Origin of the sequence: Halalkalibacter krulwichiae (assembly GCF_002109385.1) — a bacterium.
Classification (GTDB): Bacteria; Bacillota; Bacilli; order Bacillales; family Bacillaceae_D; genus Halalkalibacter; species Halalkalibacter krulwichiae.
This window is the reverse complement of the sequence record NZ_CP020814.1, coordinates 3,934,450-3,957,854: the sequence shown is the minus strand read 5'-3', so window position 1 is coordinate 3,957,854 and position 23,405 is coordinate 3,934,450. Positions and strand designations below refer to the sequence as shown.

The 23,405-nt window shown below is 39.9% G+C and carries 21 protein-coding genes and 1 pseudogene; 19 read left to right on the top strand and 3 right to left on the bottom strand.

Annotated elements, in window-relative coordinates; genetic code table 11:
* Positions 1-59: 59 nt before the first annotated feature.
* The 11 genes from BkAM31D_RS19975 (at position 60) to BkAM31D_RS24555 (ending at position 12,455) form a co-directional block, all read left to right on the top strand.
* Complete coding sequence (locus BkAM31D_RS19975) at positions 60-1,337, top strand: voltage-gated chloride channel family protein (RefSeq protein ID WP_066156973.1); 1,278 nt, start codon at positions 60-62, stop codon at positions 1,335-1,337.
* Between the two features lie 219 nt (positions 1,338-1,556).
* Entirely contained in the window at positions 1,557-2,117 is a 561-nt protein-coding gene (locus BkAM31D_RS19970; RefSeq protein WP_066156972.1) for a sugar O-acetyltransferase, read from the top strand.
* A gap of 30 nt (positions 2,118-2,147) precedes the next feature.
* A complete protein-coding gene (locus tag BkAM31D_RS19965) occupies positions 2,148-3,020 on the top strand; it encodes a LysR family transcriptional regulator (RefSeq protein ID WP_066156968.1) in 873 nt (290 codons plus the stop codon).
* A 167-nt stretch (positions 3,021-3,187) separates the two neighbouring features.
* Positions 3,188-4,114 (top strand): AEC family transporter, encoded by a 927-nt coding sequence (locus tag BkAM31D_RS19960; RefSeq protein ID WP_066156965.1) that lies wholly within the window; start codon positions 3,188-3,190, stop codon positions 4,112-4,114.
* A gap of 61 nt (positions 4,115-4,175) precedes the next feature.
* The gene (locus BkAM31D_RS19955) at positions 4,176-4,607 is read left to right on the top strand and encodes a hypothetical protein (RefSeq protein WP_066156962.1); all 432 of its coding nucleotides are present in this window, start codon (positions 4,176-4,178) and stop codon (positions 4,605-4,607) included.
* 96 nt (positions 4,608-4,703) lie between these two features.
* Complete coding sequence (locus tag BkAM31D_RS19950) at positions 4,704-5,024, top strand: YckD family protein (RefSeq protein ID WP_066156961.1); 321 nt, start codon at positions 4,704-4,706, stop codon at positions 5,022-5,024.
* Positions 5,025-6,428: 1,404 nt separating this feature from the next.
* Entirely contained in the window at positions 6,429-9,650 is a 3,222-nt protein-coding gene (locus BkAM31D_RS19945; protein ID WP_235820533.1) for a M14 family metallopeptidase, read from the top strand.
* A 147-nt stretch (positions 9,651-9,797) separates the two neighbouring features.
* On the top strand, positions 9,798-10,184 hold the full coding sequence (locus BkAM31D_RS19940; RefSeq protein ID WP_066158328.1) for a DUF4825 domain-containing protein: 387 nt from the start codon (positions 9,798-9,800) through the stop codon (positions 10,182-10,184).
* 316 nt (positions 10,185-10,500) lie between these two features.
* A complete protein-coding gene (brnQ, locus tag BkAM31D_RS19935) occupies positions 10,501-11,805 on the top strand; it encodes a branched-chain amino acid transport system II carrier protein (protein WP_084372405.1) in 1,305 nt (434 codons plus the stop codon).
* 174 nt (positions 11,806-11,979) lie between these two features.
* Entirely contained in the window at positions 11,980-12,183 is a 204-nt protein-coding gene (locus BkAM31D_RS19930) for a hypothetical protein (protein WP_066158326.1), read from the top strand.
* 140 nt (positions 12,184-12,323) lie between these two features.
* Entirely contained in the window at positions 12,324-12,455 is a 132-nt protein-coding gene (locus BkAM31D_RS24555; RefSeq protein ID WP_257391604.1) for a hypothetical protein, read from the top strand.
* 100 nt (positions 12,456-12,555) lie between these two features.
* Here the strand turns inward: BkAM31D_RS24555 and BkAM31D_RS19925 are convergent, their stop codons facing one another.
* A complete protein-coding gene (locus BkAM31D_RS19925; RefSeq protein ID WP_066158324.1) occupies positions 12,556-13,518 on the bottom strand; it encodes a siderophore ABC transporter substrate-binding protein in 963 nt (320 codons plus the stop codon).
* A gap of 259 nt (positions 13,519-13,777) precedes the next feature.
* Between BkAM31D_RS19925 and BkAM31D_RS19920 the strand changes: the two genes are divergently transcribed.
* Positions 13,778-13,975: a hypothetical protein gene (locus tag BkAM31D_RS19920; RefSeq protein ID WP_066158322.1), complete on the top strand. Its 198-nt coding sequence runs from the start codon at positions 13,778-13,780 to the stop codon at positions 13,973-13,975.
* A gap of 16 nt (positions 13,976-13,991) precedes the next feature.
* Positions 13,992-14,477 carry a DUF2798 domain-containing protein gene (locus BkAM31D_RS19915; protein WP_066158320.1) on the top strand — a complete coding sequence of 162 codons (486 nt, stop codon included), beginning with the start codon at positions 13,992-13,994 and terminating at the stop codon, positions 14,475-14,477.
* 58 nt (positions 14,478-14,535) lie between these two features.
* On the opposite strand, the gene BkAM31D_RS19910 is transcribed toward BkAM31D_RS19915, so the two are convergent.
* The gene (locus BkAM31D_RS19910) at positions 14,536-16,290 is read right to left on the bottom strand and encodes a bifunctional metallophosphatase/5'-nucleotidase (protein ID WP_235820532.1); all 1,755 of its coding nucleotides are present in this window, start codon (positions 16,288-16,290) and stop codon (positions 14,536-14,538) included.
* 117 nt (positions 16,291-16,407) lie between these two features.
* Here BkAM31D_RS19910 and BkAM31D_RS19905 point away from each other — a divergent pair, with 117 nt between their 5' ends.
* On the top strand, positions 16,408-16,749 hold the full coding sequence (locus BkAM31D_RS19905; protein ID WP_066158319.1) for an immunity protein CdiI family protein: 342 nt from the start codon (positions 16,408-16,410) through the stop codon (positions 16,747-16,749).
* Positions 16,750-16,804: 55 nt separating this feature from the next.
* Here the strand turns inward: BkAM31D_RS19905 and BkAM31D_RS19900 are convergent, their stop codons facing one another.
* Complete coding sequence (locus tag BkAM31D_RS19900; protein ID WP_066158317.1) at positions 16,805-18,181, bottom strand: sigma-54 interaction domain-containing protein; 1,377 nt, start codon at positions 18,179-18,181, stop codon at positions 16,805-16,807.
* Between the two features lie 252 nt (positions 18,182-18,433).
* Between BkAM31D_RS19900 and BkAM31D_RS19895 the strand changes: the two genes are divergently transcribed.
* The 5 genes and pseudogenes from BkAM31D_RS19895 to BkAM31D_RS19875 all read left to right on the top strand — a co-directional run bounded on the left by BkAM31D_RS19895 (position 18,434) and on the right by BkAM31D_RS19875 (position 23,391).
* Positions 18,434-19,450: an NAD(P)/FAD-dependent oxidoreductase gene (locus BkAM31D_RS19895; protein ID WP_066158315.1), complete on the top strand. Its 1,017-nt coding sequence runs from the start codon at positions 18,434-18,436 to the stop codon at positions 19,448-19,450.
* A gap of 24 nt (positions 19,451-19,474) precedes the next feature.
* Positions 19,475-19,729 (top strand): ferredoxin, encoded by a 255-nt coding sequence (locus tag BkAM31D_RS19890; RefSeq protein WP_066158313.1) that lies wholly within the window; start codon positions 19,475-19,477, stop codon positions 19,727-19,729.
* Positions 19,730-19,760: 31 nt separating this feature from the next.
* Positions 19,761-20,843, top strand: a complete 1,083-nt coding sequence (locus BkAM31D_RS19885) for an aromatic ring-hydroxylating oxygenase subunit alpha (protein WP_066158311.1) — start codon at positions 19,761-19,763, stop codon at positions 20,841-20,843.
* The gene (locus BkAM31D_RS19880; protein WP_066158309.1) at positions 20,836-22,296 is read left to right on the top strand and encodes an aldehyde dehydrogenase family protein; all 1,461 of its coding nucleotides are present in this window, start codon (positions 20,836-20,838) and stop codon (positions 22,294-22,296) included. Before BkAM31D_RS19885 ends, BkAM31D_RS19880 begins: the two co-directional genes overlap by 8 nt.
* A gap of 5 nt (positions 22,297-22,301) precedes the next feature.
* Positions 22,302-23,391 (top strand): annotated as a pseudogene (locus BkAM31D_RS19875) (tartrate dehydrogenase).
* Positions 23,392-23,405 lie beyond the last annotated feature (14 nt).

The following is a 23,405-nucleotide window of genomic DNA, read 5'->3' as shown; positions in this document are numbered from 1 at the left end:
ACAAACTTGAAGAACAACCTCAAGATCATCTGAAGTGAGGAAGGACGAGGTGGACTTAAGTGTATAAAAACCTGTTAGTAACTCTATTTAAATGGATTTTTTTTGGAGTGATGATCGGTTTCATTATTGGCTCTACAACATCCTTTCTTTTACATACCAATGATTTTCTTGGAGAGACACGGAAAGACAATTCTTGGTTGATTCTTTTTCTCCCTTTAGCAGGATTGGTCCTAGGTTACATCTATATGAATTTAGGGACGAGCGCTGGAACGGAATTATATAAAGGAAATAATCTTGTAATCGAGGGGGTTCATGGAAAGGCCAAGATACTACGAAGGTTGGGGCCTATAGTCTATTTAGGAACATTTATGACGGTCTTATTTGGCGGATCGACAGGTAGAGAAGGTGCGGCCATTCAAATGGGAGGAAGTGTCGCTGAAGCTGTAAATACGTTCTTTAAAGTGAATGTTATCGATACGAAGATTTTGTTGATGAGTGGAATTAGCGCTGGGTTCGGTGCAGCCTTTGGTACACCGATAACGGGTGCTATTTTTGGAATGGAAATGGTCGCTTTAGGAAAGATGAAATACGAAGCAATCGTTCCTTGCCTAGTATCGAGTTTTGTCGGACACTACACCGCTGAAAAAATTTGGGGGACTGAACATGAAACATTCATCATTCAAACCGTACCAGAACTATCGCTCCTGTCATTTGCGAAAGTCATTTTATTAGCTATTCTTTTTGGTCTTGTAAGTGTGTTATATAGCCAATTAAGACACGGAATACATAAGGTTTCAGAAAAATACACAAAGAAAAACCATGCAGTACGAGCCTTCATTGGAGGAATGATCATTGTTGTTTTAACATTTATAATTGGAACTAATGATTACAATGGGCGTAGTTTAGATATGTTAGAGGAGTCATTTTCACAAGATGTTCCTCCCTTTGCCTTTCTGGCCAAGCTCGTCTTTACAGCGGTAACTTTAGGGACTGGTTTTGTAGGTGGAGAAGCAATACCATTATTTTTTATAGGGGCAACGTTAGGAAATACGTTATATCACTTTATTGACTTTCCAATGTCTTTTGTGGCAGCCGTAGGGATGATTGCGACATTTTGTGGCGGTGCCAATACGCCAATCGCCGCTTTCCTTTTAGCCGTAGAGATGTTTGATGGACAAGGAATGGAGTTTTTTTTCGTTGCGTGCTTCACAAGTTATCTATTCTCAGGTCACCATGGACTGTGGCCTTCTCAAATGATCTATGAACCAAAGAGTCGCCTTTTTAAAATTGCTAATGGGAAAACGATTAAAGATGTTGAACAAAAGAAAAAGTATTAACCTTTATACAGGGATGAAATCGTTAGACTAATGGTAAATAGGAGGGGCATGCCTACAGGCTGCTCCTTTTTTTGTTCGATAGCTATATAAGAAGGAAGCGTGATTTTTCTTGCGATGGCACAAAGCTACCAAGTATCAGCGCGTTGTAGGTGATAACATAATGTGCTATATTATCATCACTTATTAATGAGCCTTAATACTAATAAAGGAGAGCAAATGATGAAAACAGAAAAAGAAAAAATGCTATCTGGAGAACTGTATGATCCAGCTGACCCTGTATTAGTAGAAGAACGAAAAGAAGCTAGACGAAAAGTGAGAATCTATAATCAAACCGTTGAAACAGAAGGTGATAAGCGAACAAAACTATTGAAAGAGTTGCTTGGTTCAACAGGAGAAAACGTATCGATGGAACCAAACATTCGCTTTGATTACGGCTATAACACTCACGTAGGAGAAAACTTCTATGCAAACTTTGACTGTACAATTCTAGATGTTTGTGAAGTGCGAATTGGTGATAATTGTATGCTTGCTCCTGGGGTACAAATTTATACAGCGACACATCCACTTCACCCAACGGAGCGTAACTCAGGGAAAGAATATGCGAAACCGATTACGATTGGAGACAATGTATGGATTGGTGGAAGTGCTGTCTTAAACCCAGGAGTAACGATAGGAGACAATGTTGTGATTGCTTCAGGCGCCGTTGTGACAAAAGATGTGCCAAGTAATACAGTCGTTGGCGGTAATCCGGCTAAAGTCATTAAGGAAATTGAAGTATAGGTGGAATGATTTTATTTCTGGGAGGAACGTATGGAAGAACGTGATTGGCTGATCTTAAAAGTTCTGTATGAGAAAAAGAACATTACGAAAACAGCACAAAGCTTATATATTTCACAGCCAACATTAACGAAAAGAATTCAACAAATCGAAAAAGAGTTTGATCAACCGATTATCAGCCGGGGAGCAAAAGGGGTTCAATTTACACCTCAAGGGGAATATTTAGTGGATTGTGCGGATGAAATGCTTGCTCGTCTTCGCAAAATCAAAGATACAGTGAAGAATATGGATCACGAAGTAAATGGGACTTTACAATTAGGAGTTTCGAATTACATCACGAGACATAAGCTGCCAGCACTGTTAAAACGGTTCCGTGAGCAATTTCCAAAAGTGAAATATAAAGTGGTAACAGGGTGGAGCCGTGACATCTTTACTCTTGCGTATCATCATGATGTTCATATTGGTATTGTGCGAGGGGATTACCAATGGGCGGGTTCCAAGGAGCTTCTTTTTGAAGAAACGATTTGCATTGCCTCAAAAGAAAAGATTGCTCTAAACGACTTACCGCAATTGCCGCGAATACAATATGAGACAGATGCGACATTGAAGACGTTAATTGATAATTGGTGGACGGGGACCTTTACGGAACCTCCTTTAATCGAGATGGAAGTGGACAAAGCAGATACATGTAAGGAAATGATCGTGAACGGTCTAGGGTATGGAATCCTCCCGAGTGTACTGGTCGATGATCAGCCAGACCTTTATCGAGTCGATATTAAAAATGAACAAGGCCAACCTCTTAAAAGAAAAACGTGGATGCTTTATCACAATGAATCTCTTGAAATGAAAGTTGTGAAAGAATTTGTTGAGTTTATGAGGAAATTGGATATAAAAAATGATCTTTAATCAAAGCATGGATATTTCCATGCTTTTTTTGTTATTCGATTTTTGAATCGTCCCCGATAGATTATTTGTATTTTAATTGAAATGACTCTTGTTCTTATAATGGCTGTAGGAATAGTCGAGAAAACCTCTGTTCATAGCTTTAGGTTTTCAGTAGGAGGACTGATCGTATGGATGTTTTTTTTCTTATATTATTAAATGTCATTTTGCCCGTATTTTTATTAATAGGATTAGGTGCGTTTCTCCATCGGACATTCAAATTTGATATGGGGACATTATCTAAATTGAATACGTACCTACTATTACCAGCAGTCGGGTTTGCCAATGTCTATCAAAGCAAAATGGGAGGAGAGACGCTTCTGCTCATTCTTAATTTCCTCGTATTGCAAAGCCTTATTCTCATGGGGATCAGTGCAGGGATTTCAAAGATGTTTAACTTCGAGCGTAGCTTATCTTCGACTTTTAAAAACAGTGTCGTATTGAGCAACTCTGGAAATTTCGGATTGCCTGTCAGTCAACTTATTTTCCAGTATAATCCATTAGGGTTATCGATTCAAATTGTCGTCATGATCTTTCAAAATTTGCTTACTTACACGTATGGATTATTTAATTCTGTTTCCGTTCAAAGCAACGGGTTCAAAGCGATGAAGGTCTTCTTGAAGAATCCTGTTTTATATGCTTTTTTGCTAGGGATGCTGCTTCAAGCTACATCAATCAGCATTCCCGAATACTTATGGACACCCATTGAGAGCATCTCAAGCGCCTTTTTAGCAATAGCTCTCATCACATTAGGTGCCCAAAGTGCCTTTTTAAAAATTTACCGGTTTTCTACCCCGTTGATCCTAAGCCTTCTTGGGAGATTAGTGCTATCCCCTTGTATAGCATTTATCGTCATTATGACCTTGAATTTAGAAGGAACAACGGCACAAGCTTTATTAATTGCAAGCTCGTTTCCAACTTCAAGAAACAGCTCCCTTTTTGCTTTGGAGTACGGGAATCATCCTGAATATGCAGCGCAGGCCGTATTGCTGTCTGAATTATGCAGTATGGTTACGGTTACGACGGTCGTGTATTTGGCTCAGGTGATATTCTTGTAACTTTTTTTGATTATTATAGAAATTGTTGCAAAAAATAAAGCTAAAAACTAGGAGGAGTATAGTGGACAACAAAGGGAACATCTTCATTCTAGTCATTTTAGTCATGATTCTGGGTTTGGCTCCTGTAAGTGCACAGGAACCAAATGCATTCACGCGCCCAACATCGGTTGCTTTTAAAGGTGAAAGTCCAAATTGGATTGTTGAGCATCGACTGTATCTAGTCGGAACAGATGTAGATTATGAAACAAAGATTACGTATAGAGGAGAAGATCAAACAATCATCGGATCCCCTTCTTTGCGCTACACCATTGATGATCAGGAAGGCGGATACATCACCGATACGTTTTCTTTAAATAAGGCTCATCTGTTTCAGAGTAAAAGATTAGCATGCTATGGTTGTAAGTATTTAGATAAGAAGAAAGAGATCACCGTCACAATTGGTGAGTGGGAAGACTATGAAGAAAAAATTGTTTTAAAGGCATTGAAAAAGTGAATGGTGATGAAATGAGAAAGAATTTTATTGTAAAAGGATAATTTTGGGTAAGTTACACATCATAACCTTACATACTTTAAAAGGAGTTGATTGGTTATGAGAAAAAAATTATCAGGTTTGCTTGCGGCAGTAGTCATCGCACTTGTTTTCTTGCCAGGTGGTGTAGGAGCAGAAGGAAAGCCAGAAGCAGAGGTAACATTAACGGAAGAACAAAAAACAGAGATGGCTGCTTTGCAAACACAAATGCTTGAGCAAAAGAAAGTGATTCTTAACAAATACGTAGAGTACGGCGTTTTCACAGAAGAAAAAGCGCAAAAAATCATTGCGCACATGGACAAGCATTATAAAAAATTAGAGGAAAATGGATTCATTCCGACTTGGGACCGCAAACACGGCAAACATCATAATGAGGAATAAAGTCTTATAGGAAAGTCAGGTTTCAGTACAGAAGGATAAGACGCAAAAGGGAGTTTCATTCGTATAGGAATGGGACTCCCTTTTTTCATTGATTTAGGAAGCGTCTAAAGGACAAAAAGAGAGGAAGTGGAGAGAGAAGTGTCCAAGAGGAAGCGTCTAAAGGACAAGAAGAGAGCAAGAAGAGAGAGAAGTGTCCAAGAGGAAGCGTCTAAAGGACAAGAAGAGAGCAAGAAGAGAGGAAAGTGTCCTAGAGAAAGCGTCTAAAGGACAAAAAGAGAGGAAGTGGAGAGAGAAGTGTCCCAGAGAAAGCGTCTAAAGGACAAGAAGAGAGCAAGAAGAGAGGAAAGTGACCAAGAGGAAGCGTCTAAAGGACAAAAAGAGAGCAAGTGGAGAGGAAAGTGTCCAAGAGAAAGCGTCTAAAGGACAAAAAGAGAGGAAGTGGAGAGAGAAGTGTCCAAGAGGAAGCGTCTAAAGGACAAAAAGAGAGGAAGTGGAGAGAGAAGTGTCCCAGAGGAAGCGTCTAAAGGACAAGAAGAGAGGAAGTGGAGAGAGAAGTGTCCCAGAGAAAGCGTCTAAAGGACAAAAAGAGAGGAAGTGGAGAGAGAAGTGTCCCAGAGGAAGCGTCTAAAGGACAAGAAGGGAGCAAGAAGAGAGAGAAGTGTCCAAGAGGAAGCGTCTAAAGGACAAGAAGAGAGCAAGAAGAGAGGAAAGTGTCCTAGAGAAAGCGTCTAAAGGACAAAAAGAGAGGAAGTGGAGAGAGAAGTGTCCAAGAGGAAGCGTCTAAAGGACAAGAAGAGAGCAAGAAGAGAGAGAAGTGTCCAAGAGGAAGCGTCTAAAGGACAAGAAGAGAGCAAGAAGAGAGGAAAGTGTCCAAGAGAAAGCGTCTAAAGGACAAGAAGAGAGCAAGAAGAGAGGAAAGTGTCCAAGAGGAAGCGTCTAAAGGACAAAAAGAGAGCAAGTGGAGAGGAAAGTGTCCAAGAGAAAGCGTCTAAAGGACAAAAAGAGAGGAAGTGGAGAGGAAAGTGTCCAAGAGGAAGCGTCTAAAGGACAAAAAGAGAGGAAGTGGAGAGAGAAGTGTCCAAGAGGAAGCGTCTAAAGGACAAGAAGAGACAAAGCAGCAGATGAAATGTCATACAGAACCGGCCCCGTTACGAAGATCGCGGGCTTTTTTGTTCCGTGACGAGACTACCTCCTATGAATATATATCCAGTTCTTTATTCCTCTTTTAAAGAAAATACCATAGCTTTCTCAAGGTGACTTATGAACTATCTGTTTATTTAGAGAAGTAGAATCAGAATAACAAAAGGTATAAAAAGAAACAAAAGTGTATATTTATTCTTTCAATCTCCGAAATAATCTGGTAATGTTATTTTGTGGAAAACGCTTGAAAGGATGATAGTAAAGATGAAGAAGTGGTTATCGGTTTTTGCAGCATTTGTAATGTTGCTGTCAGTGATTGCCCCAACTTCTTCTCCTGTTTTAGCTAGTGCTAGTGTGGAAACGGCAGAGGAAGTTGAGCTAGAGGTGAGCAGGTCGTTGTTTTCAATGACCGAAGTGCGCATGGTTGATGTGCGGGCTGATTTTGATGAGGAGATTGACCTGAGTCAGCTAGATTGGACATTTGGAGGGAAGAGTCTTTCTGAATGGAAGAAGTGGAGTGGGGGCACAAATTTTAATGGCGAACCGTTTATTACGGTTGTAGAAGAACCACATTTTGTAGATGGGACGACAATCGTTCAAGCAACGTTAGAGTTTGGTTTGCCTTTTAACACTACGAATCTATCAAATCGAACGATTCGTGTTCAATATCCGTCCCTAATTGGAGAGTATGAATTGGCTCTATTGAATAAAGAGACAGGTTCTAAGGCAGCAACGGATGTGAAGTTGAATGTGTATGATGAGTTTCTATCATATGAAGAATTAAAGCCAGCAATTGATAAAGTATTTCTAGCAGCTGATGAGGATGACGATAACAACCGTTACCTGGAGTATCAAAAAGCTGGTACGTCTGTTGAAGGGCGAGATATTCATTTCGTTATTTTAGCGAGAGATCAAGAAGCGGTAGATAAGTATTTAAATGAGACGTTGCCGACAGCGTTAGAAGATCCTGCTAGTTTACTAGAGAAGGTCGAGAACGGCACAATCGGCGATTATCAAATTCCGGTATGGTTTAATAATATTCACCCAGATGAAGTTGAGGGTGTTGATGCTCAAATTGAGCTTTTCGAAACGTTTGCGTTAGAAGAGGAGGTGAAATTTACGAGCGTGACAGAAGATGGCGAAGAGGCCATTACGTTACATATTGATGATGTTCTCGATGATGTCATTTTTCTCTATATGTTCACAAGCAACCCTGATGGACGAGTTGCAAATACGAGAGCCAATGCGAATGGTTTTGATTTAAATCGAGACAATGCTTATCAAACACAACCAGAAACACAACAAGTAAATGAGCTGATTGCGAAGTGGACGCCGCTTTCGTTTTTAGATATGCATGGGTATGTAAATGGCTTTTTGATTGAGCCAACGACGCCTCCGCATAATCCGAACTTCGAGTATGATCTATTGAATCAAAATATGATCAATCAAGCACATGCAATGGGACAAGCAGGGGTTGGTCAGTCGTCGCTCGAATCTTATTTTATCCCGAAATTAGATTGGGAAGATGGCTGGGATGATATGACGCCGGCTTATACGGCTGTCTTTTCGATGTTGCACGGTTCCCTTGGTCATACGATTGAGGTTCCGGAGTTAAGCCAGGATTCCTATTATGCAATGGTCGGGACTGGATTAGGAGCGACAGCGTTTGTGATTGAAAACAAAGATGAGTTGTATGCGAACCAATTGAAGGTTTTTAAGCGTGGGGTTAATGGAGAAGACAACCGTGCCGTTGATGAGTATTATGTCAATGCGAACGGTGAGTCAATTGGTCGTGTGAGAGGCGAGCATGACAACTTCTTCCCGGATTATTATGTGATTCCAGCGAATCAGGAAATGCAAAAGAACACGTTAGAAGCATATAAAATGGTTGATTATTTGCTTCGAAACGGGGTAAAAGTCGAGCAAACAACGAAAAAGATCAAAGTTAATAACACGATGTATCCAGAAGGGACGTTTGTCGTTCCAATGAATCAAGCAAAGCGTGGATTAGCGAATGCCGTCCTTTATAACGGAGATGATGTTTCTGATTGGAATGCGATGTATGATCCAATTGTTGTTAACTTCCCAGCGTTAAGAGGATTTGATATCGATCAAATTCGCGAAGCAGGAGCTTTTGCAACGAACACCGTTGAAGTAGAAAGCGTGACCGGGCCATCTGCGACAATTACTGGAAATACGCCGAAGCAAGTCGTGAAAAATACGAACACCGACACGATTAAGCTCGTAAATGAATTGCTTGCTAATGGTAAAAAGGTTGAAGTAGCCATGGAAACGACGGCTCGTGTTGAAAAAGGGGACTATATCGTTGCAACAAACGACATTCGTCCATATGTCGATCACTATTATTTTGAGACGTTGCCACTAGGCAATGGTCAGAATATCAAAACAAACGAGCTGAGAGAGCCGAAAGTAGCCGTAACAGGATCAGCTCAATTGAAAAACACATTGAATGAATTAGGCTTTGAACTTGTTGGACAAGCCGATGCCGATGTCATTGTAAGTGACGGGGGAACATTTAATAAAGATCATATTAAAGGGAAGACTTTTATTGGTTTTGGTGCAACTCCTTTAAGTCATGTAAAAAATAGTGGCCTATTACCCGGCTTCTCATTTGGACTTACAAGAACAAATCATGAAGGTCTCGTACAAGCAAATGTCGCTGATCACCTTTTAACATCTGGGTATGAAGCTGAGGAACAATTATATGTGACAACAGGAGCTTGGATTTCTGAAGTTCCTGAGGGAGCAGACGTGTTAGCGACCTTTAGTGATCGTGATGATTTCTATCTAGCAGGATGGTGGCCTGGAAATGAACAAGCACAAGGGCAAACATTAGCCTTTACTCAAGAGTTGGATCAAACAACGATTACGTTATTTGCGAATGCTCTAGCTTTCCGAGCTCACACAGATCATAGCTATCGTTTTCTTGCTAACAGTATCTATCAATCTGCGAGTTCAGAAGTAGAAAAGAAGTATAAAGGTCAAGGGAAAGCGAAAGGAAAAGAAGTTCAAGTCAAGGCAAGCGATGTAAAAGTTGCGAAAGAGGCGAATCAAGTGAAAGCCATTGTAAACAAAGATGCGCTTAAAGAAGCAGCATCTAATGAACGGATTGACAACGTTACGATTGCACTTGACCGGGCAGGTCAAGAAATCGTAGAAATACAGCTTTTCGCGAGTACACTTGAACAACTTCAAGCTACGCATGCTGATGCGAGGCTGACTGTTGATTTCGGAGCTGAATCTTACTCCTTCCCGCTAACTGACTTTGAATTAGGAAAAGTAGCGAAAAATAAAGGGAAAGATACAACCATTTCCATTAAAACTGAGCTTGAAAAAGAAGCAACGGATGAAACAAAAGACGAAGAAGCAGTGATTTTCGATAAAGGGTATGTAACGATTTCTGCCTTAGTCGGAAACGCAGAAGTGGAGCTTACGAGTTTTCCAACGTTGCTAGAAAGACAATAAATAGTCGTTAGAACCGAGTGCTTGCGCTCGGTTCTTTTCTGTCTAGACGACCTGAAAATTTGTGATAAAATGAAACAATTAGGAAAAATATTAAAGGATTGTTAACTTTTTTAAGAATGAAAAAACGGGGAAAAAGGGGAATCATGCATGTACGGCAGGTTGAAATATCATCTTTTTACATTACTTGCGGTGCTGTTGCTAGTAGGTTGTAGTTCAACGACAAGCGGAGCTGAAGGAGGGTTTCTATTCAAACCTTCTAATAACGAAGATACTAGTGCGATTGGCAGTGTCATTTCCGAGTTGCCAAATGGGGAGAATTTAGAGAGGGTAGATCTTCACACGGAAGCACCGTATGGAATCACCATCACGTATAAAGAGATAGACAAATCAACGACGCTTGAAGACGTGGTGAAATCCAATGCGGTTTTTTTGTTTGCCTTTGCAGAGAAGGCTGAGTGGATTACGTTCAATGTTGGCGAACAAACAGCGACAGTAGATCGAGAGAATATCGATAAGGGAATTGTTGCTGAATAGGGGAAAAAGGTTAGAAACGCTCGTACATTCGATCTGCACATAGCAATCAAATGTACGAGCGTTTTTGTGTGAATGAAGGTACAAGCTCGTTAGAATGGAAGGGGGTAGAAAATTTTTACTGTAAGGTAAAAAAGTTTTGTCTAATTTTTATATTATTAATTTTATTTGAACATTATTAACTTTCTCTTTTGATAAGGCTTTCACGCTTGAGAAGAGTCATCTTTCATAAAATTCTTAAAGGTGGCATTATTCTTGCAAAGCCTATTATGTAGTTACTGTTTGGTAGTAACCGAATGTTCATAAGGGGAGTGGTACGATGAGTAAAACATTAACGAATACCTTTATCATTGGTTTTGCTTTGTTTGCGATGTTTTTTGGAGCGGGTAATCTGATTTTTCCTCCGACGATTGGAGTGGAGTCTGGGACGAGTTGGGGCGCTGCTTTACTTGGCTTTTCAATGACAGGGATCGTTTTACCTTTGTTAGCTGTGCTTGCGATCTTGAATGCTGGTGGTAAGTTTGAGGAATTAACAAAGCCGATCAGTTCTTGGTTTCATATTCTCTTTAATTTGTTATTAATGGTTGGAATCGGCATGTTAGTAACGGTTCCGCGAATGGCCGCAACGACTCATGAATTAGGGGTAGAACCGTTAATGCCAGGCGTTCCGTCATTTGTAACCGTTATCGTTTTCTTTGCGATTTGCTACATTTTTGCGATGGATCAGTCTAATGTCATTGAACGAATCGGAAAGCTTTTGACTCCTGCTTTAGTCATGATTCTTTTAATCATTGTTGGGAAAGGGATCTTCTCACCGGTTGGCACACCAGCCCAAACAGAAGTTGAAAATGCCTTTTCCAATGCTTTTATTAGCGCTTATCAAACAGGTGATGTCATTACGGGGATATTTGTTGCGCCAATCTTTATTGCTGCGATTGCCGTACTCGGTTACAAAGGAAAACAAATACGTACGATAGCTATTTCAGCTACAGCAATTGCTGGAGTTGGCCTATTGATTGTATATGGAGGATTGCTGTACTTAGGTGCGGCAGGCAATCGTGTTTTTCCTTCTGGCATTAGTGATACAGCTTTGGTCTCAGAGCTTGTCAACGTTGTGTTAGGAAACTTTGGGGTATTGGCACTTGCATTAACTGTAGGACTCGCTTGTTTAACTTCAGCCATCGGGGTTGTTGCGGTTATCTCTCAATTTTTAAGTAGTTTAACGAAAGGGACATTAGCGTATCGTTCGTGGGTGTTCATTGTTTGTTTAACGGGAGCTGCAATGGGGTCACTTGGTGTCGGTGCGATTATACAATACACAATGCCAATCTTCCTTGCACTGTATCCAGTTGCCATTGTATTAGTGCTTCTTGGTGTGTGCCGTGCCATTATTCCGAATGCAGGTTCATACCGCGGTGCTATTTTGTTCACATTTATTGTCAGCTTAACAGAAACGCTAGGGGTGATCGGTCTTGAAATACCAGGAACGATGAGCATCATCTCCCAAATACCATTAAGTACAAGTGGTTTCTCCTGGCTGTTGCCAGCGATTATTGGTTTTTTGTTCGGAACAATCTGGCATCAAATGAAAACGAAAAAGAAACTAAATGAACGAGCTGCGTAAAGGTGGACCAAGTGCTTAGTATAGCGCTTGGTCTTTTTACGATACCAGTATATAGGATGACCTTTTCCTACTCTCATTATCCACAGTAAATTCTTCCCCTCTTTTCCATTCATAAAAATAGGTTATAATTGAGAAGCTTATAAGGTAAGCGAATTGTTCAAGAGGGGGATCTTGATGTCAGATGTAGAAGAAAAATCACTAATTGATGTTGAGGTTGATGATCGAATTCAAGTGACAAAAGGTGAGTATAAAGGTGAGAAGGCAAGTGTTATTAATATTTACAATAACACGATTGCTGTCTGCTTTGATACGATTAAGCAAAAGGATGGAACAAGCCTTCGAACTGTAGTCAAACATGATAGTTACAAGAAGATCTAGGAAACAGAGTGCTGATCCCCTGCTACACGTGTAGTTTTGAAAAGGGGATCAGTTTTCTTATAAAAAAATAAGGAGGTTATCTAACAAATCATAAGGAATAGAGCCGTAAATGTTTTATACTTGCCCGTGAGGTGAAAGACATGACAGAAAACATTTATTTTGAACAACTTGTGCTAACTTTTGAACAAAAGCTAAATCGGGCATTATATATTGAAGAAATACAGTTATTAAAAAAAGTACTGAGTGATCAAAATAATGGAGGGGAGGAATGAGAATAAGATGGGTTAAGGAAAAAAAGCAACTCGCTAATGTCATAAGACATCAGGAGTTACTTCTATAAAGTGAACCCTTTAGGGGGAAAGGGACCACTACTTATTGAATACCTTCTGTAATTTCTTTTACCATTTCTTCAACAGAAATTAAACCGCCACCTGATAGATACCAAACAGTTGGATCTAAGTAAACAATGTTGTCGTTTTGAGCAGCTTTTGTTCCTTGAATTACTTCATTATTGAATACGTCTGCTTCTGTTTTCTCACCAATCGCTTGGTTACGATCGATTACGAATAAATAATCTGGATCTTGTTCTGCAATGTATTCTATTGATACGTTCATTCCGTGAGTTGATAATTCGATATTTTCATCGGCCGCCTTCACACCAAAGACATCATGGATAATACCGAAACGTGAAGCTTCACCATATGCGCTGAAACTTCCTTCGTTTGTTAGGATGATTAATCCCGTTTTATCATCAGCTGAAGCCGTGTCATATAAAGTGTCAATCGATTCGTTAATAGCGGCTAACTTCTCTTCAACGATTTCTTCTTTTCCAAAAATCTCGCCTAATAACGTTACATTTTCAGTGAATGATTCCATGTAATTCGTTGTATCAACACCTACGAAAATAGTAGGGGCAATTTCGCTTAATTCATCATATGCATCGGTTTGTCTACCTGAGATTAAAATTAAATCTGGATCCATCCCATAGATTTTCTCAAAGTCAGGCTCTTTTAGACTTCCAACGTTTTCATACTCGTCACCTTCATATTCAGAAAGGTAATGGGGCAGTGGACTTCCTTTTGCGACACCAGCCACTTTTACATTTAATTGGTCTAATGTTTCTAACGTGCCGTAATCAAAGACAATTACTGTTTCAGGGTTTTTCTCGACAACTGTTTCACCAAGATGGTGGGTTACGGTAATGCTCGTTTCCTCTTCAACCTCTTCCGCTGCATCCGCTTCAGGACTTGCAGTCGTATCCTCAGATGTACCGCAAGCTGCTAGGAAAAGCAATAACAAACTAATCATTAAAACGAACAAACTATTCTTTTTCATTTTGTGCTCTACTCCTTTTTATATGTAAATACGGCCATTCTCAATGATATTGATTATCATTGGTGAAGAAAAAAATAAGGCGCCTTAACTATTGGGTGATTTTGTTAACCGCAAATAGATGATAACAATTATCATTATCAAAAGTCAACTGCATTTTAAAAAATCTTTTTTTTAGAAAATAGAATAGTAGGAGGTTCTAATAGCAAGAAGCAGATGTTATAATTTGGAAAAGTAGTTGGAGAGTAGAGGAGGTGGAGCTATGAAAATGAGTTACTTACTTGGATTGTTAGCTCCTGTCATTCTTGGTATTATTTTAATTTCAAATTTCTTTGGTTACTCGATTTACTTTTTCCTTGGTATGATTGAATGGGCAACGAAATTTATTTTGCCTTGGATTATTTTGTATTGGTTGATTCGCTTAATTCTTTCATTGGAGAAAAAGAATACAAGAACGTAAGAAAAGGATGAGGAAGATGCCAACAACAAGGAAAGAAAAATTCTTTTATGGTTTTTTGATGGTCTTTTTGATGGTCTTGGTCCTGACATTTAGTAATTTGTATATGAATGGGTTAGTGGGCATCATGACGTTTAAGGAAATGGTCATGCAATTCGCACTTGTTTTTATCATTGCTTTTACGTTTTTTATGTTCTTCATTAGCCCGATTGCTAGAAAAGTCGCGATGATGCTGCCATACGATAAATCAAAAAAGAATCATGTTATTTTTGTTAATTCAACATGTATGGTCATCGGGATGATTCTATGTATGTCTATTTACGGGGTTGGCTCGGCTTTTGTAAACAATAGCTTGCCTTCTGAATCGCTACTACTTAGTTATTTGATCGTATATGCTAAAAATTTTATGATTGCGTATCCGCTGCAACTTTTGGTTGTTGGCCCATTTGTGCGTTTTGTATTTGCTCATTTTCTAAAAGAAAAAAGAGGAGTAGAAGCTGCTTAATGATTTATAAAAAGCCCCAATTTGGCAGACTTGACGGCCAAATTGGGGCAACTTGTCGTTAATACTGTACTTTTTGAATGCGATCTTGAATTTCGTAACTAAATGGTTGTGGCAGTGTTTTAATAAAGTCAACCAAAGCATCAAGATCTACAGGTCCTGTTTCACGATCGGTTCCATCACGGAACGCGGTGAAACTATCGCCGCCATCAGCTAGGAAGCTGTTCACAACAACACTATAGGTCTCATTTGGATCTAAGTCGGTTCCGTCTGGAAGCTGAATGTTAAGGACTTTTTCACCGGGTGCTTGGTTGGCATCCCACGTATAATAGAGGCCTGAAATTTGCAGCATTCTTGTAGCGTTCGGTTGCCATTGCTGGTTAAGTGCTTGACGAATTTGCTCGCCGCTCAAATTCATTTTCACTAATGTATTATTAAACGGTTGAACAACATAGAGGTTGCCCCAAGTAACATCACCTTCATCAATATCAGCACGAATCCCACCTGGGTTCATGAAGGCAAAGTCAGCATCCATGGCAGCGCGCTGCGAATCGGCAATGAGATTCCCTAAAATCGATTCTCCATTCTCGTTTTGTTGCCCAGTTAGCCTCATATTGGTCGAAGCTACAATTTCGTTGACGATCGGTTCGACTTTTTCTTCGTATTGCCCAATCATGCGTGAAATCTCAGCATCAGGCTCGATATCGTCTTGAAAAACGGTAACAATTTCAGCGCTTTTGTTGACGATGTCTTTCGTTCTTGGATCAACCTCGATTAAGACATCTGAAAAAGCGGTGGCATACGAATAGGATTGAATAAGGAGTTTATCATCAACGACTGCATTCATATAAGCATGATTATGCCCGCCAAAGATAATATCGACTTCATCATCAACGTTATTGGCCATCTCGACGAGTTCGCCTACCGCTTGATCCCCGTTCGCATTTGAAGTACCTGGGTTATGAGCAAGAACAATGATTGATTTGACACCTTGACGCTTTAACTCATCAACGGCATCGTTAATGGCGTCGACTTCATCGATGAAGGAAAGTCCACGAACGCCGCTTGGAATGACGAGATTCGGTGTATCGGTTGTCACAACTCCAATAAAGCCAATATCGATACCATTTCGTTTGATCACTTTATAGCGAGGCAGAATTGGTTCACCGCTGCTGTCATCGATTACATTTGCGGCGAGCCATGGGAAATCAGACCCTTCAAAGTCACCAGTATCCGGATGATTGCCTCCATGGGCTAGTCGCAGCAGTTCATCTAAACCTTGATCAAACTCATGATTTCCAACAGTCCCAACATCCATATTCATTGTGTTTAAAAACTCAATCGTCGGCTCATCTTTCAGCAAAGCAGAAACGGGTGGACTCGCACCAACCATGTCGCCAGCATGGACGAAGATCGTGTTCTTATTGTTTTTTGCACGTTCTTTTAAGTAAGCAGCTAAGTAGTCAGCGCGGCCGGCAGCCCTTCCATTTACTTGACGAGTGACATTGAGTTGGCCGTGTAAATCATTAATCCCTAATAATTGAATTTGTCGATACTGTGGATTAATCGGAGCTTTCTTACGACCGCGGTTGTTCGGTTCGGGACGTTCACTTATATGGCCATGGCGTTCATCCGAAAGCCCTTGTCTTCCACGTTCTTCGTTGCGATTATTAGTAGGGCTTAGTGGCTGGTAACGGTGTTCACTCATTTGGGCTTCAGGTTGCCCAAGCGGTTCTGTCGTTTGGTTATCAGCGTTACAGCCAGCCATGCTAAGCAGCATGGAACTGGCTAACAGAAGAGATAGTGCTTTTTTCATATACATCCTCCTAGTTTATTGAACTAACAATAGTGTTCGTTTTGGAGAGAGATTTATCCAAAATGATCTGAGACTAGAAGGGCAGATCATTAAATTTTTTGGAAAGGAGTATTCAATATGTCATGTTTGTGTGGACAGTCACTAACATTGAATTTAAAGGTAGAAGGGGAGATTGGCGCGGATGCTCTCTGGTGTGAGAGCTGCGGCTGTAATCTTGATTTAGAAGAACTCCCACTATCTAAACGGTTAAAAAATAGATTGATGAATTGGAGTGCAAACTACGGTAGTTGGTATGACTGGGAGAACGACGTGGTTGTTCAAGGCGGAGTGAAGCTCGAAATAGAGCATAATCAGGAGGGGATCGTTCTAACTGAAGAGATAAAAAATGAGTTAGGAGTGATCTATAAAGTGGTCTTTTCTCCTTCCGACACAGTGAGTAGCTATAAAAATGAGGGTTAAAAAGAAAGATGAAACAAAGCTAGGAGTGAATGAATGGTTTCACTCCTTCTTTTTGTTACCGTTCGTTGTTGATAAGATCATCACAGTATTCTCGAATCAGTTTTGAAGCTTTTGTTTGGCTAATGTCTAAATCTTTAGCTACCTTTCTAGACGTTTTGTATGTTTGGTAGGACCTTCTTATCAGAAATCGTTGCGTCTCGTCGATCGCTTTATCTAGTGATGTTGGTAGGGCAAGTTCCGTGAGTTCTTCAACGCTATCTGTGATTAGTTTCGGCAAATCATTTACTTGAATAACGGATTCGCTAATGATCACCAATCTTTCAATTAAGTTCTCGAGCTGCCGTACATTGCCTGGCCAAGAATAATGGATGAGGATGTTCAAGCATTCCTGAGAAATGACCTTGTTTTCATGGTACTTTTTATTAAATTTGTTTAAGAAGGTGTATGTCAGTGGAATGATGTCTTCTGTACGTTCGCGTAGAGGAGGGAGGTGAACATCAATCACATTTAATCGGTAGAATAAGTCTTCTCGGAATTTTTTATTAGTGACCATCTCTAATAAGTTTTGGTTAGTTGCGGCGACAATGCGGATATCAACCTTTTTCATCGTATTGCCACCAACTGGAATAAACTGTTTTTCTTGAATGACTTGTAGAATTTTTGCCTGAAGAGAAAGAGGCATCTCTCCAATTTCATCAAGAAATATAGTGCCCCCGTTTGCAGCTTCAATTAATCCCGTTTTCCCTGTTTTACTTGCTCCAGTAAAAGCGCCTTTAGAATAACCAAACAACTCTGATTCAAGTAGTTCTTCAGGAATAGCAGCACAATTAATCGTTAAAAAAGGTCCTTTTCGACGATTGCTGCTCTGGTGAATAATATGGGCAAGCATACCTTTTCCTGTCCCAGATTCACCTTGAATCAAAATAGTAGAATCTGTCGGTGCTACTTTTTCACAGAAAGTTAAAATTCTATTTACTTTGCCACTATTTGTGACAAATCCCCTTTCCTTAATTTCGTCTTGAGTGGTTTTTGACTCGCTTTTGCCTTCGTTTGTTTTCACCATTTTATAAGGCTGAGTTTCAGTAGAGGTGATAACGACAAACTCTATTTCTTCCTTGTCATTTAAGATCGGGATTGCTGACGTTAATAATTCTGCCCCGATATATGTTTGCATGTTCATATAACATGGTTTTTTTCTACTATAAACTTCTGGAACAATAGACGGTTTCCAATAGCCTTTCTCAAATAACTCTGCATTGTATTTGCCGATAACATCTTTTGGCTTTAAACCGTAATGGCGTTCACATGTTTGGTTGACGTATATAATTCGTTTCTCGCTATCGAGAACAAAAATCTCATCTGAAGAATGATCGAGAATTTTTAAAAGAGTTTGCAAGGTCATCTCAACATTATCTGTTTCCGTACGATTCATCGTCAAAAAAGCCTCCTTTTAAGTTGGTTGAGTGGATTTTGACTAGCCAAACTTAATATTCGAGTTGATTATAACTCGTTTTGATAGCGTTTCCAATAAGAATATTAAATTTTCACTGTATTTACACTATTTTAAAAGTTGGCACGCAAATTGCAAAACTTACAAATGACAGGTTGCAAAGCATGTCACTGTACTAATCCCTGAATTAGTAAGTAAGAAATTCTAATATTGTAAGCGGTGAGGAGGATTAAGGTGAACAAGAGAAACGTTTATGACATCACCATTATCGGAGGAGGACCAGTAGGGTTGTTTACAGCTTTTTATGCTGGAATGCGACAGGCATCTGTAAAAGTTATTGAAAGTCTTCCTCAGCTTGGTGGACAATTATCTGCTTTGTACCCTGAGAAGTACATTTATGACATTGCAGGCTTTCCAAAGGTAAGAGCGCAGGAGCTAATCGATCAGTTGATGAAACAAGTCCAGCAGTTTGAGGCATCGATTTGCCTGAATCAATCGGTGTTGAAGGTTGACCGCGATTTTGATGGTACGTTTGTGATTGAAACAAACGAAGAAACGCACTATGCCAAAGCTGTCATTATTACGGCAGGTAACGGGGCTTTTCAACCGAGAAAGTTAAAGCTTGAAAAAGAAGAAAAGTTTGAGCAAAGCAATCTTCATTATTTCGTAAATGATTTAAATCAATTTTCAGGCAGAAGGGTGGCTGTATTTGGTGGAGGTGACTCAGCGGTCGACTGGGCACTCATGCTAGAGCCAATAGCTGATCAAGTCACCCTTATTCATAGAAGAGATAAGTTTCGTGCTCATGAACATAGCGTAAATCAGCTAAAGCAGTCAAAAGTGAACATTTTAACTCCATATGTACCAGAGCGATTAGTTGGTGATAGACAAATCGAAAAAGTGATTCTATCAGAAGCAAAAACAGGAGAGTTACTAGAACTTGAAGTTGATGATGTTCTCGTAAATTATGGTTTTGTTTCTTCGCTTGGTCCGATAAAAGATTGGGGTCTTGAAATTCAACAAAATTGTCTTGTTGTTAATTCAAAAATGGAAACGAATGTAGAAGGCATTTATGCTGCAGGTGATATTTGCACATATGAGGGGAAAGTGAAGCTCATTGCTAGCGGCTTTGGTGAAGCGCCAACCGCTGTTAGTAACGCAAAAGCGTTTATTGATCCGAGCGCGAAAGTACAACCACTTCACAGTACGAGCATTATGGGAGAAAAAGAAAAGAGTCGTACTACAGTATAACTTGAAGGAATTGGGGGGATTGTCTTGGCTGCTTATACAATAGTGGATCAAGAGACATGTATCGCATGTGGTGCGTGTGGAGCAACCGCACCAGAACTATTCGATTATAACGACGAAGGGATTGCGTTTGCAATCCTCGATGAAAATAAAGGATTAACAGAAGTACCTGAGGATTTAGAAGAAGATCTTGAAGATGCTGGAGAAGGTTGCCCAACAGACTCAATTAAGATTTCGTCTAACCCTTTTATATGCACACCAGAAAAAACGTTAATAAAGTAATGACTAAAAATAGATTTTGGGGGAATGAATTATGGCTTATAACAAAGTAGAAAATGCAACAAATCGCATATATGAAAGAACATTGACGTATGACAAGTACACCGATCCGGCCGTGCTTGAGAAAGAAATGGATTTAATTTTCTCAAAGAGTTGGCAGTTAGTAGGTCATGTTAGTCAGTTAGAAAAAGTAGGAGATTTTTTCACGACAGAGGTGGCGAAAGAGCCCATTATTGTGACTCGAGGCAACGATGAAGTCATTAGAGCTTTTTATAATGTATGTCCGCACCGTGCAACAAAGCTGGAAAAAAGTGAATCAGGTAAGAAGAAAATTCTTCAATGCTCATACCATGGTTGGACATTCAAACTCGATGGAAAATTAAATAAAGCCCCGAACTTCAAAGGCGAAGATGAAGCTTGTGTACAAGATGCGTGCTTACGTTCCGTTCGAATGGAAATTTTGGAATCGCTTATCTTTGTCAATTTGGATGATGAAGCGAAGCCCCTAAATGAATCATATGGTGATTTCTTCGACCGTTTAGGAAAGTTCCCATTCCTAAATGAATTGAAGAGAACCAATCAAAAGACAAGAGTCATTAAGGCCAATTGGAAAGCGTTTATCGACAATTATTTAGAATGTGATCATTGTCATGTCGCTCATCCAAGTTTTGTTTCTGCGCTTGATATGAATGACTACCAAATTATTACTTGCGAGAACTATTCTCTACAAGGTTCTGTCGTTATACCAGATAAAAACTATGGAACAGTTGATTTAAATAAAGCTGAAATGCAAGGTGGCTCCTTTTTCTGGTTATGGCCAAATCTGATGGTGACGATTTACCCTGGACCAGGGAATATGGCTACCATTCAGATGTTACCGATTGATCATGAAACAACTTTGGCTGTGTACACTTATTACTTCCGAGATGAGAACTTGACTCAGGAAGAAAAAGATTTGGTTACATTTGCTGAACAGGTCCGTCAAGAAGATGTAGAGCTTGTAGAGTTAGAGCAAATTGGTTTCCGTTCACGTGCCTTTAATAAAGGCAATTATTCTTCATCTGAAAAAGCGATTGTACAATTTCACGAAATGGTATTGGAGGCCCTTAATGAGTAAATTAGTTCATAACCAAAATTCGACAAAGACGTTCTTATTAATCAATGGAAATAAAGTAGAAGCAGAAAAGTACGAATCTCTATTTTCCCCGTTTTCCGGAGAGGAAATTGCGCAGATCGCAATGGCAGACAATCAACTAACAGAAGAAGCCATTACCGCTGCTTACAATGCACGAGATATCATGGCAAAAATGCCTGCCTATAAGCGAGCTGAAATTCTTGAAAAAGTAGCCATTCTTTTAAAAGAAAAAGCAGAGGAAGCCGCAGAAATAATCTCTCGTGAATCAGCTAAACCAATCGTGTTTGCTAGAGGAGAAGTAGAAAGAACAATTGAAACGTACAAATTCTCAGCTGAAGAAGCAAAAAGAATACATGGTGAGACGATTCCTTTTGATGCTGCAGTTGGCGGTGTAGGAAGAATTGGATATACATTAAGAGAGCCTATAGGAGTAATTGGGGCGATTACACCTTTTAATTTCCCTATGAATCTTGTTGCACATAAAGTTGGGCCTGCGATTGCAGCTGGTAATACCGTTGTACTAAAACCAGCCTCTCAAACTCCTTTATCTGCTTTATTTATTGCAGAGCTGTTTGAAGAAGCTGGACTTCCAGCAGGAGTACTAAATGTCGTTACTGGCCCAGGAGGAGTGGTTGGTGATGCGATTGTCGAGGACGATCGTGTGAGCATGGTTACATTTACAGGTAGCCCGAGCGTCGGAATAGGTATTCGAAATAAAGCAGGCTTAAAAAAGACCACTTTAGAGCTTGGTTCTAATTCTGCACTTATTATCGATAAAAACATTAACATTGATGAAATTGTTGATCGCTGCATCATGGGTGCCTTTTCTAACCAAGGTCAAGTTTGTATTTCTTTACAGCGTGTTTATGCTCATGAAGACGTGTATGAGGAATTTGTTGAAAAGTTTACTGAGGCAGCGAAGAAGCTTAAAATTGGTGATCCGCTTGATCCAGAAACATATATTTCAGCTTTGATTTCACGAAAAGAAGCAGAACGTGTACTTGATTGGATTGAAGAAACGAAAAGTAGCACAGCAACAATTACAGCGGGCGGAAACCTAAAAGAAGGTATTCTTGAACCAACGATCATTGCAGGTGCAGATTCTTCGTTAAAGGTATCCTGCCAAGAAGCATTCGCTCCAGTTGTCATTGTTAATAAAGTTCGTTCTGTGAAGGAAGCGATTGAGCAAGTCAATGATTCTCGTTTTGGATTGCAAGCAGGAATCTATACAAATGATGTAAGAACCGCCTTGTATGCATCACAAGCATTGCATGTCGGTGGAGTCATAATTAACGATGTCCCTACGTATCGAGTGGATCAAATGCCATATGGCGGTGTAAAAGAAAGTGGAACAGGGCGTGAAGGAATAGGTTATGCCATCGAAGAAATGACAGAATTGAAGTTAGTTGTTTGGAATCAAAGTGAGAACGGGTGAGTGTATTGGAAAAGTATAACATTGCTGTAATCGCAGGGGATGGAATCGGGCCTGAAGTGATAAATGAAGGGGTTAAAGTATTAAAGAAAGTTGCTGAACTGGACTCCCATTTTCAATTTGATTTTACTTGTTTTCCATGGGGGTGTGAGTACTATAGTCAACACGGAATGATGATGGATGAGGATGGGATTGAGAAACTAAAGGAATATGATGCAATCTTTTTGGGAGCGGTCGGTTTTCCCGGCGTTCCCGATCATATTTCCTTGTGGGATCTATTATTAAAGATCCGCAAAAGCTTTGATCAATATGTTAATATTCGACCAGTAAAGCTATTAAAAGGAGCCCCGTTATCTCTATTAGATGTGGAAAGAGAAGAGATAGATATGCTATTTATTCGCGAGAATAGTGAAGGGGAATATTCTGGAGCTGGGGAATGGCTTTTTAAAGGCAAGGAGCATGAAGTCGTTCTCCAAAATAGTGTGTTTTCTCGCAAAGGAACTGAACGAATTATTCGTTATGCATTTGAAATAGCGAGAAAAGAAGGAAAGTCACTTACGAGTATTTCTAAAGCAAATGCCCTGAATTATTCAATGGTTTTTTGGGATGAAGTATTTGAAGAGGTAAGTCAGGAATATCCTGAGGTGGAAACAGCATCCTATCTCGTTGATGCCGCGGCGATGCTCATGATTAAAGAGATTTGAAGTTGTTGTCACATCAAACTTATTTGGAGACATACTAACTGATTTGGGTGCTGCTATAGCCGGAGGAATAGGACTTGCTGCTGGAGCGAATATTAATCCAGAAAAAGACTTTCCTTCTATGTTCGAGCCGATACATGGATCAGCCCCAGATATTGCAGGGAAAGGAATAGCCAACCCCTTAGCTGCCATTTGGTCAGCTAGCCAGATGCTTGAGTTTATTGGATATAAGGAATATGGAGATCTTGTTCTAGATGCACTTGAGCAGCTTTTATTAGAAGGTCAAGTCTTGACCCCGGATATGAATGGCTTTGCTTCTACGAATGAAGTAGGAGATCGGGTAGTGGAAATACTAGTATCGGCGATCTCCTCTAAATCTGGTATACTACGATCATAGAGTAACCGTTACAG

Excerpts from the sequence above, each read along its gene's own strand:
- BkAM31D_RS19970 (WP_066156972.1), top strand. The coding sequence starts at position 1,557 with ATGAAAACAGAAAAAGAAAAAATGCTATCTGGAGAACTGTATGATCCA.
- BkAM31D_RS19965 (WP_066156968.1), top strand. The coding sequence starts at position 2,148 with ATGGAAGAACGTGATTGGCTGATCTTAAAAGTTCTGTATGAGAAAAAG.
- BkAM31D_RS19960 (WP_066156965.1), top strand. The coding sequence starts at position 3,188 with ATGGATGTTTTTTTTCTTATATTATTAAATGTCATTTTGCCCGTATTT.
- BkAM31D_RS19950 (WP_066156961.1), top strand. The coding sequence starts at position 4,704 with ATGAGAAAAAAATTATCAGGTTTGCTTGCGGCAGTAGTCATCGCACTT.
- BkAM31D_RS19945 (WP_235820533.1), top strand. The coding sequence starts at position 6,429 with ATGAAGAAGTGGTTATCGGTTTTTGCAGCATTTGTAATGTTGCTGTCA.
- BkAM31D_RS19940 (WP_066158328.1), top strand. The coding sequence starts at position 9,798 with ATGTACGGCAGGTTGAAATATCATCTTTTTACATTACTTGCGGTGCTG.
- brnQ (WP_084372405.1), top strand. The coding sequence starts at position 10,501 with ATGAGTAAAACATTAACGAATACCTTTATCATTGGTTTTGCTTTGTTT.
- BkAM31D_RS19930 (WP_066158326.1), top strand. The coding sequence starts at position 11,980 with ATGTCAGATGTAGAAGAAAAATCACTAATTGATGTTGAGGTTGATGAT.
- BkAM31D_RS24555 (WP_257391604.1), top strand. The coding sequence starts at position 12,324 with ATGACAGAAAACATTTATTTTGAACAACTTGTGCTAACTTTTGAACAA.
- BkAM31D_RS19925 (WP_066158324.1), bottom strand. The coding sequence starts at position 13,518 with ATGAAAAAGAATAGTTTGTTCGTTTTAATGATTAGTTTGTTATTGCTT.
- BkAM31D_RS19920 (WP_066158322.1), top strand. The coding sequence starts at position 13,778 with ATGAAAATGAGTTACTTACTTGGATTGTTAGCTCCTGTCATTCTTGGT.
- BkAM31D_RS19915 (WP_066158320.1), top strand. The coding sequence starts at position 13,992 with ATGCCAACAACAAGGAAAGAAAAATTCTTTTATGGTTTTTTGATGGTC.
- BkAM31D_RS19910 (WP_235820532.1), bottom strand. The coding sequence starts at position 16,290 with ATGAAAAAAGCACTATCTCTTCTGTTAGCCAGTTCCATGCTGCTTAGC.
- BkAM31D_RS19905 (WP_066158319.1), top strand. The coding sequence starts at position 16,408 with ATGTCATGTTTGTGTGGACAGTCACTAACATTGAATTTAAAGGTAGAA.
- BkAM31D_RS19900 (WP_066158317.1), bottom strand. The coding sequence starts at position 18,181 with ATGAATCGTACGGAAACAGATAATGTTGAGATGACCTTGCAAACTCTT.
- BkAM31D_RS19885 (WP_066158311.1), top strand. The coding sequence starts at position 19,761 with ATGGCTTATAACAAAGTAGAAAATGCAACAAATCGCATATATGAAAGA.
- BkAM31D_RS19880 (WP_066158309.1), top strand. The coding sequence starts at position 20,836 with ATGAGTAAATTAGTTCATAACCAAAATTCGACAAAGACGTTCTTATTA.